The sequence below is a fragment of the Herbaspirillum sp. C7C8 genome (genome assembly GCF_022627875.1).
Classification (GTDB): Bacteria; Pseudomonadota; Gammaproteobacteria; order Burkholderiales; family Burkholderiaceae_D; genus Herbaspirillum.
This window is the reverse complement of sequence record NZ_JABXGG010000021.1, coordinates 15,606-30,790: the sequence shown is the minus strand read 5'-3', so window position 1 is coordinate 30,790 and position 15,185 is coordinate 15,606. Positions and strand designations below refer to the sequence as shown.

The window sequence follows — 15,185 nt, the reverse complement described above, 5'->3', positions numbered from 1 at the left end:
GCTCATGCTGATCCGACCGTTCAACCTTCAAGAATTCCAACCATGACCACGCAAAACACCCCCGCCGCCCAGCCGGCAGCCGACGAGAACAGCATCATCGCCGAGCGCCGCGCCAAGCTGGCGGCGATCCGCGAACAGGGCATCGCCTTCCCCAACGATTTCCGTCCGGCCAACAACGCCGCCGACCTGCATGCGAAATACGACGGCTTCGAGAATGAGGCCCTGGAAGCCGAGCCGGTCACCGTCACCGTCGCCGGCCGCATGATGTTGAAGCGGGTCATGGGCAAGGCCGCCTTCGCCACCCTGCAGGATGCCTCGGGCCTGCGCGCCGATGGCCGCATCCAGCTCTACGTGACCCGCGACGTCACCGGCGAAGAAGCCATGGCCGCCTTCAAGCACTATGACCTGGGCGACATCCTGGGTGCCGAGGGTACGCTCTTCAAGACCAAGACCGGCGAACTGTCCATCAAGGTCACCAGGCTCAAGCTCATCACCAAGTCGCTGCGCCCGCTGCCGGACAAGTTCCACGGCCTGGCCGACCAGGAAATGAAGTATCGCCAGCGCTACGTCGACCTGATCATGAGCGAAGAGACCCGCCGCACCTTCAAGGCGCGTACCGCCGCGATGTCGTCGATCCGCCGCTTCATGGAGACCAACGGCTTCATGGAAGTGGAAACCCCGATGCTGCACCCGATCCCGGGCGGCGCGGCGGCCAAGCCCTTCATCACCCATCACAATGCGCTGGACATGCAGATGTTCATGCGCATCGCCCCCGAGCTGTACCTGAAGCGCCTGGTGGTGGGCGGCTTCGAGCGTGTCTTCGAGATCAACCGCAACTTCCGCAACGAAGGTGTCTCGCCACGTCATAATCCCGAATTCACGATGATGGAGTTCTACGCCGCCTACGTGGATTACCAGTGGCTGATGGGCTTCACCGAACAGGTGATCCGCCAGGCCGCCATCGACGCCCACGGCACTGCCGTGCTGACCTACCAGGGCCGCGAGCTGGACCTGTCCAAGCCCTTCGACCGCCTGACCATCACCGGCGCGATCCTGAAGTACGCCCCGAACTACACCGAGACGCAACTGGCCGACATCGACTTCCTGCGTACCGAACTGAAGAAGTTCGGTGTCAAGACCGACCAGGCCCCGCTGGCCGGCGCCGGCATCGGTGCGCTGCAACTGGCGCTGTTCGAAGAGACGGCCGAGTCGCAACTGTGGAACCCGACCTACATCATCGACTACCCGGTTGAAGTTTCGCCGCTGGCGCGCGCCTCCGACACGGTGGCCGGCATCACCGAGCGCTTCGAGCTCTTCATCACCGGCCGTGAGATCGCCAATGGCTTCTCCGAGCTGAATGACGCCGAAGACCAGGCTGCCCGCTTCCAGGCCCAGGTCGCGGCCAAGGATGCCGGTGACGAAGAAGCCATGTATTACGACGCCGACTACATCCGCGCCCTGGAATATGGCATGCCCCCGGCCGGTGGCTGCGGCATCGGCATCGATCGCCTGATGATGCTCATTACCGACTCGCCCAACATCCGCGACGTGATCCTGTTCCCGCACCTGCGTCGCGAAGACTGATCCTTGCAGCAGGGAGATGGCGCATCCCGCCGCCGTCTCCCCTCTGCCTGACCAGCCCGCCTGCGCATCCCGCTCCCCGGATGCGCAACCCAAGCCTCCCCGCATTGCCCCGCCTGTCCCCTCCCCCCCTTGCAAGACCATCCTGGTTTGCCGCAAAGCCACACCCAGCATGACTGTTGCAGGATTACAAGTCCTTACAACTGACACAGAATCGGGATTTTTTTTGGCTCATGACCACTCCATAATCCAGTCATCCACTCATCAACGACAACAGAACAACTAGAGAGGTCAACATGGAAACCAATGCCAATACCCCCCAGCACCCGAACGCCAGCAACAATGCCCTGACCCAGCCCGCCCAGCCGGCTTCCTCCGGTCGTATCCATCCGCTGGTGGCCGGCGCCTCGGTGGCCGTCATCCTGGTCAGCCTGATCGGCGTGGCCGCCATGACCGGTCTGCTGCCCAGCTCCAAGAGTGCCAATTCGCCGCAACAGGTCGCCGCTCTGGAGCAGGCGGGTCAAGCGGGCCAGGGCCAGCAAGAGCTGGCGCAACAGCGCGCACCGCAATCGACTTCCTACCAGCCACAGCCTGGCGCCTACCCGGCCCAGGCGGCAGCTCCGGTGGCCCAGCGCGCCCCGGCCGTCTGCAGCAGCTGCGGTGAAGTGGTGGGCGTACGTACCGTGCGCCATACCGCCCCCACCAGCGGCGTGGGCATCGCCGGGGGAGCCGTGGTCGGTGGCCTGCTGGGCAACCAGATCGGCGGCGGCACCGGCCGTACCCTGGCCACCATCGCTGGCGCCGTCGGCGGCGGCTATGCCGGTAACGAGGTAGAAAAGAACGTGCGCGCCACCACCAGCTACGTCGTCGACGTACGCATGGAAAACGGCAAGACCCGCAGCTTCCCGCAAACCAGCGAAAACTGGCGCGTCGGCGACCAGGTGCGCGTAGTCAATGGCCGCCTGGAAGGCCGAGGCTGATGCCCGACGGCATTTATCTTGCCCCGCTACACCGGCCGCAAGCCCTTCGACTCGCCTCGAAGGGCTTTTTCGTTTTCCCCGCACCCGATGGGGGCCCGCATCTCGCCCTTTAGTGCAATATATGAAGGTTTGTGCACCGATTGCGGCTTTACAACGTTATGCTGACATCACATTGTCACATTCCTGCCGGATGGCATGTCAGGCCACCCTCGTGCGGCCATCGTGGGGATGCAGGTGATAAACGCTGGCAACATTTTGTCGAGGCAGTTAGACTTCCGCAAAAAGTCATCCGCCTGGACGCCAGCGGAGTTAGTAGCCGGGAAACAGAACGCGCTCAAGCGTCGACCCGCTTACTCGTACTGAACGGGGGGCGAACGATTCGCCAGGCCGCGCCGACGGGGCGCGAAAAGCGTTTGAAGATTTATGGACTCACAGTCATCCACAGAAACCATCCGTCCGGCCAGCCCATTGCCGGACAACGACGCTGCCCAGCGGCATACTGAAGAAAGACCAGGTGGCCCCCACAAGGACCACGCCGTCATCCTGCTGCACGGCCTGTGCGGTTCGCAGCTGGAAATGGGCTCCATCCCCAAGCAGTTGAAGAAGGCCGGCTGCACCGTCATTGCCCTGAACATCGACAATTATTCCGCGGCCCTGACCAATCCCCGCGTCTCCCCCGACTGGGAAGACTGGTGCGCCGTGGTCGAGAGCCGGGTGGCGCGCCTGAAGGAAGAATTCCGCACCGTCTCGCTGTGCGGCCTGTCCATGGGCGCCACGCTGGCCCTGGCGGTGGCGGCGCGCAGCAAGGAGCTGCTGTCGGTGGTGCTGCTCTCGCCGGTGCTCCAGTATGACGGCTGGTCGGTGCCCTGGTATTGGAAGCTGCTCACCGTGGTCTATGACATGGGCGTGCGCGACTGGTCCTACAAGGAAAGCGAACCCTACGGCATCAAGAACTTCGAAATGCGTCGTCGCGTGGCCGCCGCGCTGGAGAAGGATGGCGTCGCCGCCGTGGGCGCTGCCTCCATCCCGGCACGCCACCTGCGCGCGGCCCTGCGCATGATCGCCTTCGTGCGCAAGTCGCTGCCGCTGGTGCGTACCGATACCCTGATCATTCATTCCATCGACGATGAAACCGCCTCGCCGCGCAATGCCGAAGTGATCCTGCAGCACATCAATGCCGAGATACGCAAGGTCGTCTGGCTGGGTGACTGTTATCACATCATCACCGTGGACAATGAACGCGAGATCGTCACCAATGAAACCGTGATGTTCATCAAGCGCAGCATCGAGATCCACGGCAACGAGATGAACCGCAAGTATCTCGCCCACTCCTCGCCGCTCAAAGACAGACGGCACTGAGTGGATATGCAGAAAAACCGCTGATCCACGCTGCCTGCCGCCGATCCGCCATTTGACAGACCCGCATTCTTACATTCTTAACATGAGCCCATTGCAGCATCGAGCAATGTGAACCAAGATGGATACCACACGCCCCCACTCCAAGACCATCATGAGCCTGATCCGACTCAAGAATGCCAAGAGCTGGCGCCCGCAGGGGTTCCGGCCAGTGTACGTCTGTACCGTCGGCTTCGTGGCTGCATTCGGACTGCGCTATGCGCTGGCACCGTTTGTGGATGAGGCGCTGTCGATGCTGTTTTTCTCCGTCAACTGCATCGTGATGAGCTATCTGTTCGGCTATCTCTATTCCCTGGGCCTGCTGGCCGTGAGCATTCCCACGGCGATGTTCTTCTTCCGCAAGCCCTTCTATACGATGGATGGATTGAACGACAAGGATATCTTCCTGATCCTGGTCTACATCGTCATCGTCGCCACCGCCTCGATCATCATTGAATGGCTGCAGCGCGAGCGCTATGCCGCCGTGCTCCAGCAGCGCGTATCCGAAACCCGTTACCGCCTGCTCATCGAATCGGACCAGGCGCGCCGTGCCGAATACGCCAGACAGTTCGAAACCAGCCCCGGCGAAGGCAGTCGAGCTGAAATGAGCTGAACTGCCCTGGCCGGGCATTGACGGTCCCCGTCTCCACCGCAGAGCATCAGGAAGCATCAGGAAGCCCCTGATAGTCCCCGTCGCCCGACTCTCCTAAGATGGTGCCATCCCAGCAAGGAGGCTGCCATGTCCCTGACTCATCACCTGCCCCGCGTACTCGTCGTCGATGCCGACCTGGACGCCATCGAAACCGCCCGCTTTGCCATCTGGCGCAGCCAGTTGCCCTGCCAGTTCGCATGGTTCGATGATGCCGAGCTGGCCAATGCGTCCCTGCTGACCAAGGCCCTGTGCCGCAGCAAGGATCTCCCGGCCTTGATCCTGCTCGATCCACGCAGCTTTTCCGGCACCGAAGGCTATGAATTGCTGCGCACCCTGTGCATCTACCAGCAACTGGCGCAGATTCCGTTGGTGCTCTTCACGGCCGCACCGATGTCCGCCGATTTCGCACAGGAGCAGGACAGCCGCATCTGGTATGCCGCCAAGCCCGCGCGCGCCGCCGATTACATGGACCTCGTCACGCGCTGCGTCAAGCAGCGCCTGCGTCAGCCTGCCACGCTCTGATCTGATGGCGCAGAGTGCGCCTGACGATCCCGGCCAGGCGCCGGATCAGCGCATCGTATTGCTCTTCGGACGTATTGCCGTAACCGATCACCAGCCCGTTGTGGCGAGCCTGTGGCGGTCCTGCTGAAAACGAGGACAGCGCCCCCACGTTCATTCCTGCGGCGCGCGCCGCCGCGCTGACTGCGGTATCGGCACAACCCGGTGGCAACCGCAGCGTCAGGTGCAGGCCGCTGGCGCCGCCCGAGATGTCCAGCCCCGGCAAATGGGTCTGCAAGGCGGCCCGCAAGGCCTGCTGGCGTTCACGATAGAGCCGTTTCATGCGGCCCAGGTGGCGCGCGAACTGGCCACCCGCCATGAACTCCGCCAGCGCCAGTTGTTCCAGCCTGTGCCCGCCGCGCAACATTTCGGCCAGCGCGCGCCAGGTGTCCTCCCCCACCGAGGCCGGCAAGATCAGAAAACCGATCCGCAAGCCCGGAAACAGCGTCTTGCTGAAGGTTCCCACGTACAGCACCGGCGCCTCCGGCACCAGCCCCTGCATGGCAGGGATGGGGTGGCCGTGATGGCAGAAGTCACTGTCGTAGTCGTCCTCGATGATCCAGCAGCCATGCTCACGCGCCCGCGCGATGAGCGCCAGACGTCGCGCCAGCGACAATACCGCGCCGGTCGGATATTGGTGCGAAGGCGTCACATGGATCAGCCGGGGCGGCCAACGCCAGTCCCGATCGGCAATCAGGATGCCCTCGTCGTCGACCGGCATGGAACGAATCTTCATATCGCCTGAATGGAAGGCTGCAAGCACCCCGCCATAGCCGGGATCTTCCACCCAGGCGCGCTCGCCGGGATTGGCGAATAGCCGCACGCACAGCGACAGGGCCCCTTGTGCGCCTTCGGTCACCACCACCTGCCCCGCTTCGCATCGCACCCCGCGCGCCACCCGCAGATATTGCGCAATGGCTTCGCGCAGGGCCGGTTCACCGAGCGCTTCGCCATAGGCCAGCGCCATCGGCCCTGCCCGCTTCAGGGCGCGCTCCTGCGCGCGCAGCCAGGCATTGAGCGCAAACCGGTTCAGGGCCGGCATGCCCGGTGTCAGCGGCAGGGCACGGTCACCGGCATCACGCGTGGACTTGATCGCACTGACCCGGCGTGATGGCCGCTGACGGTCCTGGCGTGCTACCGACGGTTCGGCGCGGATACCGGCAGGCATCGCCAGCAGCGTCGCCACCCGGGTTCCTTGTCGATCCGCTTCGGCATAACCTTCGGCCGTCAGTTGCTCGTACACCGCCAGCACCGTATTGCGCGCTACCTGCAACTGCTCGCACAGGCTGCGGGTGGAGGGCAGGCGGCTGCCCGGCGGCAACTGGCCGCCAAGAATGGCGCGTTTGAAGCGCGCCAGCAATTGCTGCTGGCGCGACATGGAACCGGCACTGAGGTCGAGCGGGGAAGACAACAGGGAAAGAGGCATGGCAAGGTGCTTTCGTGGCTCCATCAAATGAGTATCCTGTGGCACTTTTGATGATGCCACGAAAACGCTATCGTGCCAGGGTCTGTTCACACCCGCCACGAAAGCAACCATGACTGATCTCCCCCGCACCAATGAATACCAGCAAGCCATCGGCCCCGCCCTGCCCGACTGGCAGCCGCGTCCACGTCCCGACGGCCAGACCCTGCAAGGCCGCAGCTGCCGGCTCGAGCCTCTGGATGCAGCCCGCCACGCCGGACAACTGTACGCCGCCTTTGCCACCGCCCCGGACGGGCGCGACTGGACCTACATGATGAGCGGCCCCTTCGCTGATGCCGCCAGCTATCGTCAGCAGGCCGAGCAGATGCAGGCCACGCAGGACCCGCTGCATCATGCCGTGATCGACCTGGCCAGCGGCGAAGCGATCGGCACCCTGGCACTCATGCGCATCGAACCGGTACATGGCGTCATCGAGGTCGGCCACATCGCACTGTCAGCGCGTCTCAAACGCAGCCGCATGGCCACCGAAGCGCATTACCTGCTGATGCGCCATGTCTTCGAAGACCTCGGCTATCGCCGCTACGAATGGAAATGCGACAGCCTCAATGCGCCCTCGCGCGCGGCGGCGCAGCGTCTGGGTTTCCGCTTCGAGGGCGTGTTCCGTCAGGCCATCGTTTATCGTGGCCGCAGCCGCGATACGGCGTGGTTCTCCATCATCGACAGCGAATGGCCAGCCCTGCGCCGGGCCTTCGAACAGTGGCTGGATGATGAAAATTTCGATACCAGGGGACAGCAGCGCCAGTCGCTCTCCGCCCTGACGCGCGCTGCACTCGCGCCCGTCAACGCGATGTCTTCAACTGCTTGAGTTCCCACAGCGCCTCCAGCACATGGCACGTGGCCGGTTCGAGCTGGCTGGCGCGGTGGGCAATGCCCAGGGGGCGCCACAGCGCCGGTCGCAGCGGTCGCATGACGATGCGCGGATCCAGCAGCACGGGCCGGCCTTTCGCGCTGGCCTCGTGCGGCAAGAGCGTGGCGCCATAACCGGCGGCCACCAGGCTCTTGATGGCATCGTTGAAATTGAGCTGGATGCGCGCCACCGGTGCTTCCCCGGCCCCCGCGAACCATTCCGTGGTCAGGCGCGAGAGCCGTGTTTCGGGTGCATTCAAAATCAGCGGCTGCGCGGCCAGCCAGCCGGGCGTGACCAGTCGCGGCACCTGCCAGGCCGCCGGCAGGAAGGCCATCACCGGATCGCGCCGCCAGGGCTTGACGCATAGCCCCTGGACGGGTGATTGCGGCAGCGCCACCAGGCCGATGTCGAGCAGCCCTTCGTGCAGCTGCGACAAGGTTTCCTGCGAGGTCAGAATGTGGATCTGCACGTCGATATCCGGATGACGTTGCCCCAGCCGTTCCAGTACCTGCGGCAGCAGCGTGGCAATGGCGCCGGTGGAGGCGCCCAATCGTACGCGCCCGGCCAGCCCCAGCACCTGCCGCCCTACTTCTTCCAGCGCCTGATCAGCTGCGGCCAGCAATTGCCGGGCGCGGACGATGAGGGTGGCGCCAATGCCCGATGGCCGCACCTGGCTGCGCTGGCGCAACAGCAGCGGCGCACCGATGCGCTCTTCCAGCTCGCTGATGTGCAGGCTCACCGTGGGCGGTGCCAGGTGCAACTCGCGCGCGGCAGCGGCAAAGGAACCCAGGTCGGCGATGGCCACCAGGGTACGCAGGCGATCCAGGCTCAATTCACGCATCGCATGACTCCCGACAGAAAAAGATCACGTTCAAAAGATCACGTTCAGTGGACGTTCAGGAAAGCTGAACGAACTCTTTAGAATATTCAACTTTTCCAATTATACGATCCGCTTCAACATGCAGTCTTCGGCAAGCGTCGGCCGTTCGATTTCGGCGCCTTTCCCTGCATTGGAGCAAACCGTGAGCACACTTCCCCTGATCTTCATCGATGGCGACCAAGGCACGACCGGCCTGCAGATCCATGAGCGCCTGCGTGGCCGCCATGACCTGCGCATCCTGACCCTGCCGGCTGCCGAGCGCAAGGATGCGCGGCGTCGCGCCGAGGCCCTCAACAGCGCCGACATCGCCCTGCTGTGCCTGCCGGACGACGCCGCCCGCGAGGCCATCACCTTGATCGAGAATCCCCGGGTGCGCGTGATCGACGCCAGCTCGGCTCATCGCACCAGCCCCGGCTGGGTCTATGGTTTCCCCGAACTGTCGACGACACAGCCGCAGGCCATTGCCAACGCACAGCGCGTGACCAATCCCGGCTGCTATCCGACCGGCGCCATCGCCTTGCTGCGCCCGCTGGTGCAGGCAGCACTGGTGCCGGCCGACTACCCGCTGGCCATCCATGCCGTCTCCGGTTATTCCGGTGGCGGACGCGCCCAGGTCGAGCAATACGAAGGTCCTGATGCCGCCCAGGCCGCGCCCTTCGTGCTCTACGGACTGGGCCTGGCACACAAGCATCCGCCCGAGATGCAGCTGCACGCGGGCCTGTCGCAACGTCCGGTGTTCGTGCCCAGCTACGGCGCCTTCAGGCAGGGCATCGTGTTGTCCATCGCCCTGCAGACCCGTCTGCTGCCGCCCCAGGCCACGCTGGAGAGCCTGCGCACAACGCTGCAGGCGCATTACGCCGGTGCGCGCCACGTCACGGTGCTGGATGCAGAGCAAAGCGCGGCCACCACCCGGCTCGACCCGACCCGCCACAACAACAGCAACGACATGACACTGGGGGTCTTCGGCAACGCGACGGCGGGCCACATTCTGCTGTGCGCGGTGTTCGACAACCTCGGCAAGGGTGCCTCCGGTGCCGCCGTGCAAAACCTGGACCTGCTGCTGGGCGCTCGCTGACTCGCATCTTTTTTACAAGCCCATCATTTCAAGACGCTTGACGAACAAGCCCAAACCACAAGGCCCGGCTCATCGTCAAGCGGAAGACTCGTAAAATCGCGTAAAGCCGACGTTGCGGACAAGGCAGGAATGGACAGGCTGTGGCATCATGCCGGTTCGATTTGCCACACAACCTGCAGGCGACGGACTGGCAAGCACCCGCCGCCGCCCCGCTTCGAAGCAAGATGTCCACCACCTTAGGCGCCATCGCGTGCAAGTATCTTGACGCGACCATCAAACTGACTCCCGTATTGCGTACCGATGGCAAATGGACGGCGTTCGTCCATATCGACTTCCCGGATCGCACCACGCATGAATTCGGCGATTTCAAGCCGGGCAACTCCAAGATGGAAGCCCTGCAGAATGCCGTCACCGCCGCCGAACAATACGTGCGCGAGCGCAAGAAGAAATAAGGTTTCCGGCCCGCCTCCGCATCATGAAAAACGGCCTGCATCGCTGCAGGCCGCCGGGCAAGCCCACCGGTCAGTCGCTCAGTTCATCTTCACGCCCGCGGCCTCGCTTTCCTTGTAGATCGCGTCAATCAGATCCTGTCCCACGCGCGAGGCCATGCTCTTGTGCACCGGCAGCAAGGCGCGCCGCCATTCGGCTTTTTCTGCCTCGCTCAAGGTATAGACCCTGGTCTTGCCGCTGGCCTTGATGGCGGCCAGGGCATCATCATTTTCCTTCTGGGCGATGGTGTTGGCATACTCCGTCGCTTCCTTCATGGCGCCCTCCAGCTGGCCGCGCACGTCGGCTGGCAGGGCTTCCCAGAACTTCTTGTTCACGATCACCGCATAGCCGATGTAACCGTGGTCCGAGACCGTCAGGTCGGACTGCACTTCGTGCATCTTCTGCGTATAGATGTTGGAGGGCGTATTCTCGCTGCCATCGACCACGCCGGTCTGCATGGCCTGATAGACCTCGGAAAACGCCAGCACCTGCGGATTGGCCTTGAGCGCGCGGAACTGTTCGTCCAGCACCTTGGAGGACTGGATGCGCATCTTCAGCGCCCGGAAGTCCGCCACCTTGTGCAGCGGACGGTTGGCCGTCATCACCTTCATGCCGTTATCCCAGTAGGCCAGGCCCTTGATCCCCTTGCTCTCCAGCTTCTGGAACAGTCCCTGTCCGATCGGTCCTTCGGTGACACGCTTCAACACGGTCTTGTTGGGGAAGATGTAGGGCAGATCGAAGACCTCGAATTCCTTGGCGCCCAGCGGCCCGAACTTGGCCAGGGACGGCGCCAGCATCTGCACTGAACCCAGTTGCAGGGCCTCCAGTTCTTCCTTGTCCTTGTAGAGGGTACTGTTGGGATAGACCTCGACCTTGACGCGGCCGTTGGTGGCCTTTTCCGCCAGTTCCTTGAAGCGCTCCGCGCCCTTGCCCTTGGGCGTGTCATTGGCTACCACGTGGCTGAACTTGATGACGATGGTCTGCTGGGCCAGCGCGGCGGTGGCCGACAGGCTCAACGAGGCGAAGGCGCAGGCGGTCAGTGCCGCCCGCATTGTGATGATGGTCATGGATGTCTCCTCCGGGGTGATACAAGCAGGCCGATGACCTCGACCCGCTCGCGTTAAAACACAATCAGGTCACGCAGTCCCTCCCCGCTGTGCAGGCGATCGAAGCCGCGATTGATATCGGCCAGCGCCAGGCGCTCGCCCATGAGCTTGTCCACCGGCAGCTTGCCGGCCTGGTACAGACCGATGTAGCGCGGGATATCGCGCACCGGCACGCAGGAACCGATGTAGCTGCCCTTGACGGTACGTTCCTCGGCCACCAGGCTGACCTGCTGCAGCGCCCAGTTCTGATTCGGTGCCGGCAGACCGGCGGTGACCGTCATGCCGCCGCGGCGGGTCATGCGATAGGCCGCTTCCATGGCCTGTACCGAGCCCGCCATTTCGAAGGCATAGTCGACCCCGCCCTTGGTGAGTGCCTTGACCTTCTCCACCGCATCCGGATCGCGGGCATTGACGGTGGCCGTGGCCCCCAGTGCGCGCGCCACCTCCAGCTTGCTGTCATGCAGGTCGACGGCAATCACCTCGCGAGCACCCGAAGCCAGCGCGCCCAGCAGGGTGCACAGGCCCACGCCGCCCAGCCCCAGCACGGCAGCCGTGGTGCCGGCCTTGACCTCGGCAGTATTGACCGCCGCGCCCACGCCGGTGAGCACCGCGCAGCCGAACAGGGCGGCCTGAACGGGATCGATGTCGGCCTCGATCTTCACGCAGGAGCGGCGCGAGACCACCGCATGGTCGGCAAAGGCCGACACGCCCATGTGATGGTGCACGTGCTGCGTGCGGTCACGCAGGCGACGCTGACCGGAGAGCAATTCACCCATGGTATTGGTGGCCGCGCCCGGCTCGCACAGCGCGGGGCGGCCCTCCATGCAGGGCAGGCAGTGACCGCAGCTGGGCACGAAAACCAGCACCACCAGGTCACCGGCGCGCAGGTCGGTCACGCCACTGCCGACCTCGACCACTTCAGCCGATGCCTCGTGGCCCAGGGCCATCGGTACCGGACGCGGACGCACGCCGGTGATGACCGACAGGTCGGAATGGCACAGGCCGGCCGCCTTCATCCTGACCAGCACTTCACCGGGGCCGGGCCCATCGAGATCAAGTTCCTCGATCTTCAGCGGCTGACTCTGCGCAAACGGGTGCGCCTCGGTCACTTCGCGCAGCACGGCAGCTTGGATTTTCATGGTGTCGTCTCCCTCTTGGTTGGAAAACGCCTAGATTACACGACCGCCATCGACCGGTACTTCCATCCCGGTCAAGAAATGCGAAGCGTCGGTCGCCAGGAATACCGCCACATTGGCCACATCGGTGGCCTCGCACATGCGGCCCAGCGGAATGGTGGCGATGAAGCGGGCACGGTTCTCCGGTGTGTCGGGCACCCCCATGAACTGCTCCAGCAGCCCCGTGGCCCCCATGACCGGACAGATGGCATTGACGCGAATGCGGTCCGGAGCCAGTTCCACGGCCATCGACTTGGAAAGCATGTTGACCGCGCCCTTGGAACTGTTGTACCAGGTCAGGCCAGGACGCGGCCGGATGCCCGCCACCGAACCGACATTGAGGATCACTCCGCCGCGTCCCGGCTCACCCTGGTTGCGTTGGCGCATGAGTGGAACCACGGCATGCGTCATGTGGAAAATGGATTTCACATTGATGGCAAAGACGCGGTCGAAGGTCTGCTCATCGACCTGCAGCATGGGCTGGTTTCTGTGGGTGGCACCGGCGTTATTGACCACGATATCGGGAATGCCGAAAGCCTCGACGCACTGGCGTACCGCCGCCTGCACCGCCGCCGCACTGGTGACATCACAGGTAACGGCAGCCGCCCTGGAGCCCAGCTGTTGCGCCAGGGCCTGTGCGCCCGCGCCATTGATATCGGCGATCAGCACGCTGGCGCCTTCACGTACATAGGCACGCGCGATCTCCGCGCCGAATCCGCCAGCTGCCCCGGTGACGATGGCGACCTTGCCTGCAAGCTGTGACATGGGTTGCTCCTTACTTGAAATAGTGAACGATGGTCTTGGTGGTACTCATCTCTTCCAGCGCCAGCAAGCCCTTCTCGCGACCATGGCCGCTTTTCTTGACACCGCCGAAGGGCAGCTCCACGCCCCCGCCTGCGCCATAGCAATTGATGAAGACCTGCCCTGACAGCACACGCTGCGCCAGCCGCGCCTGACGACCGCCGTTCTCGGTCCAGATGCCGGCTGCCAGACCGTACTCGGTCGCATTGGCCAATGCGATCGCGTCCTCTTCATCCTTGAAGGACATGGCAGAGAGTACCGGGCCGAAGACCTCGCGGCAGGCCAGCTTGTGATCGCGCGGCACCCGACCAAACAGCGTCGGCCGCACGAAATATCCCTCGCCCGGAACACCCGCACCCAAGGCAGCCTGGGCCAGTACCGGCACGCCCGAAGCGATGGCTTCGTCGATGAATCCCTGCACCCTGTCGCGCTGCTTGCGATTGACGATAGGGCCGCAATCGAGATCCATCTCGGGCGTACCGACCTGTACGTCGGCAAAGCGCTCGGCCACCCGTGCCACGAAACGCTCGTAAATGTTTTCCTGCACCAGCAGGCGACTGCCCGCCGAGCAGGTCTGTCCGGCGTTTTGGGTGATGGCCTTGACGATGACCGGCACCGCCTTGTCCATGTCCACATCATCGAAGACAATCTGGGGCGACTTGCCACCCAGTTCCAGTACGCAGGGAATGTGATTTTTCGCAGTGGCTTCCTGCACCATGACGCCGACCTCCGGCGAGCCTGTGAAGGTGGCGAAGTCGATACCGGGATGCGCCGTCAGTGCCGCACCGGCTTCGTGACCATACCCGGTGACGAGGTTGAGCGCCCCCGGCGGGAAGCCTGCCTCCATCGCCAGCTCGGCCAGCTTGATGCCAGACAGACAGGCGTCTTCCGAAGGCTTGAGTACGGTAGCGTTGCCCATGGCCAGAGCGGGCGCCAGGGAGCGCCCGAACATCTGGGCCGGATAGTTCCAGGGGATGATGTGCGCTGTGACGCCATGCGGCACTCGTACCAGGCTGACGTTGTAGCCATCCAGGTAGGGAATGGTCTCGCCGTGGATCTTGTCGGCGGCGCTGCCGTAGAACTCGAAGTAGCGCGCCACCACCTTGACGTCATTGCGCGCCACGGTAATGGGCTTGCCGGTATCGCGCGCTTCCAGTTGCGCGATCTCCTCGGCATGTGCCAGGATCAGCTCGCCCAGGCGCGTCAGCAGGCGCCCGCGTTCGGTGGCGGTCAGGCGGCCCCAGGTGCCGCAGAGCGCGCGCCTTGCGGCAGCGACCGCCAGGTCGATATCGGCCTGACCGCCCCGTGAGATCTGGGTGAATACCTTGGCATGGCTGGGATCGATCACGTCGATGGCCTGGCCATCTTGAGCCGCCTGCCAGCGGCCATCGATCAACAGGGTCTTGGGGGAACTCATGGCTTCTTCCTCAAATGGGTTGGCAGGCCGTGGCCGATACCGGGCCTGCGTTGTAGAAAAAAATTCCTCAGTGCGCCAGGGCCTGTTCGCCGTTGGCGACCAGCTCACCGCGTTCGAGCATCAGGGTGGCATCAGGCAGGTCGCGCAACAGGCTTCGATTGGATTCGGTCACCACCACGCAGACCTGGCTGTCGATCTCGCGCAGGCGGCGCAGGGATTCTCCGTATTGCGTCGCCAGTACCGGTGCCAGGCCCTGAAAGGGTTCATCCAGCAGTACCAGGCGGGTGCCGGCCATGAGCGCACGTCCCAGCGCGGCGATCTTGCCCTGACCGCCGGAGAGCGCCGCGCCCGAACGCGGCAACATCTCCTTGAGCTGCGGCACCACTTCCACCACCTTCTGCAGGCGGCGGTCGATCTCGGACCGGGACAGCCCCAGCACATCACAGGGCAGGCGCAGGTTTTCTTCCACGCTCAGGGTCGGGAACATCACCCGGTCTTCCGGTGCATAGCCGATGCCCAGCGCCGCGCGGCCGTGGGCGGGCACGCTGGCCAGGTCCTGCCCGGCGAAGTGGATGCTGCCTTCCTGCAAGGGCAACAAGCCCATGATGGCGCGCAGCAAAGTGGTCTTGCCGGCGCCGTTACGGCCGACTACGGCCAGCAGTGCGCCTGCCTCGAATTCGGTCTCGATCCGGCGCAGCACGGTAATGCCAGCAATGCTTGCGCTGATGCGGTTGATCTTCAGCATC

General features: G+C 64.0%; 15 protein-coding genes. 8 read left to right on the top strand and 7 right to left on the bottom strand.

Annotation, left to right across the window (positions count from 1 at the left end):
- Positions 1-42: 42 nt before the first annotated feature.
- The 5 genes from lysS to HWE01_RS19960 all read left to right on the top strand — a co-directional run bounded on the left by lysS (position 43) and on the right by HWE01_RS19960 (position 5,130).
- Entirely contained in the window at positions 43-1,584 is a 1,542-nt protein-coding gene (gene lysS, locus HWE01_RS19980) for a lysine--tRNA ligase (protein ID WP_008329721.1), read from the top strand.
- 293 nt (positions 1,585-1,877) lie between these two features.
- Entirely contained in the window at positions 1,878-2,561 is a 684-nt protein-coding gene (locus tag HWE01_RS19975) for a glycine zipper 2TM domain-containing protein (protein WP_241822671.1), read from the top strand.
- A gap of 423 nt (positions 2,562-2,984) precedes the next feature.
- On the top strand, positions 2,985-3,920 hold the full coding sequence (locus tag HWE01_RS19970) for an alpha/beta hydrolase (RefSeq protein WP_008329730.1): 936 nt from the start codon (positions 2,985-2,987) through the stop codon (positions 3,918-3,920).
- Positions 3,921-4,038: 118 nt separating this feature from the next.
- Positions 4,039-4,569 (top strand): DUF4118 domain-containing protein, encoded by a 531-nt coding sequence (locus HWE01_RS19965; RefSeq protein WP_034350434.1) that lies wholly within the window; start codon positions 4,039-4,041, stop codon positions 4,567-4,569.
- 126 nt (positions 4,570-4,695) lie between these two features.
- On the top strand, positions 4,696-5,130 hold the full coding sequence (locus tag HWE01_RS19960) for a response regulator (protein WP_175344553.1): 435 nt from the start codon (positions 4,696-4,698) through the stop codon (positions 5,128-5,130).
- Here HWE01_RS19960 and pdxR read toward each other — a convergent pair.
- Positions 5,096-6,592: a MocR-like pyridoxine biosynthesis transcription factor PdxR gene (gene pdxR / locus HWE01_RS19955; protein WP_008329733.1), complete on the bottom strand. Its 1,497-nt coding sequence runs from the start codon at positions 6,590-6,592 to the stop codon at positions 5,096-5,098. The two genes, HWE01_RS19960 and pdxR, sit on opposite strands and share 35 nt — an antisense overlap.
- A gap of 109 nt (positions 6,593-6,701) precedes the next feature.
- Here pdxR and HWE01_RS19950 point away from each other — a divergent pair, with 109 nt between their 5' ends.
- Positions 6,702-7,454 (top strand): GNAT family N-acetyltransferase, encoded by a 753-nt coding sequence (locus tag HWE01_RS19950; RefSeq protein ID WP_175344555.1) that lies wholly within the window; start codon positions 6,702-6,704, stop codon positions 7,452-7,454.
- Here the strand turns inward: HWE01_RS19950 and HWE01_RS19945 are convergent.
- Entirely contained in the window at positions 7,429-8,337 is a 909-nt protein-coding gene (locus HWE01_RS19945) for a LysR family transcriptional regulator (protein WP_241822670.1), read from the bottom strand. The two genes, HWE01_RS19950 and HWE01_RS19945, sit on opposite strands and share 26 nt — an antisense overlap.
- Positions 8,338-8,518: 181 nt before the next feature.
- On the opposite strand from HWE01_RS19945, the gene argC reads away from it, so the two are divergent.
- Together argC and HWE01_RS19935 are read left to right on the top strand one after the other, a co-directional pair.
- Positions 8,519-9,451, top strand: a complete 933-nt coding sequence (gene argC / locus HWE01_RS19940) for an N-acetyl-gamma-glutamyl-phosphate reductase (protein ID WP_008329736.1) — start codon at positions 8,519-8,521, stop codon at positions 9,449-9,451.
- 224 nt (positions 9,452-9,675) lie between these two features.
- On the top strand, positions 9,676-9,903 hold the full coding sequence (locus HWE01_RS19935) for a hypothetical protein (RefSeq protein ID WP_050978085.1): 228 nt from the start codon (positions 9,676-9,678) through the stop codon (positions 9,901-9,903).
- A gap of 78 nt (positions 9,904-9,981) precedes the next feature.
- Here HWE01_RS19935 and HWE01_RS19930 read toward each other — a convergent pair whose 3' ends face one another.
- From HWE01_RS19930 to HWE01_RS19910, 5 genes are all read right to left on the bottom strand, one after another.
- Positions 9,982-11,007, bottom strand: coding sequence for a TRAP transporter substrate-binding protein (locus tag HWE01_RS19930; protein WP_008329739.1), 1,026 nt, complete (start codon positions 11,005-11,007; stop codon positions 9,982-9,984).
- Between the two features lie 53 nt (positions 11,008-11,060).
- On the bottom strand, positions 11,061-12,185 hold the full coding sequence (locus tag HWE01_RS19925; RefSeq protein ID WP_008329740.1) for a zinc-dependent alcohol dehydrogenase family protein: 1,125 nt from the start codon (positions 12,183-12,185) through the stop codon (positions 11,061-11,063).
- A 30-nt stretch (positions 12,186-12,215) separates the two neighbouring features.
- Positions 12,216-12,986: an SDR family oxidoreductase gene (locus tag HWE01_RS19920; protein ID WP_241822669.1), complete on the bottom strand. Its 771-nt coding sequence runs from the start codon at positions 12,984-12,986 to the stop codon at positions 12,216-12,218.
- Positions 12,987-12,996: 10 nt separating this feature from the next.
- On the bottom strand, positions 12,997-14,439 hold the full coding sequence (locus HWE01_RS19915) for an aldehyde dehydrogenase family protein (protein WP_241822668.1): 1,443 nt from the start codon (positions 14,437-14,439) through the stop codon (positions 12,997-12,999).
- Between the two features lie 67 nt (positions 14,440-14,506).
- A complete protein-coding gene (locus HWE01_RS19910; protein WP_241822667.1) occupies positions 14,507-15,184 on the bottom strand; it encodes an ABC transporter ATP-binding protein in 678 nt (225 codons plus the stop codon).
- Between the last annotated feature and the right edge of the window lies 1 nt (position 15,185).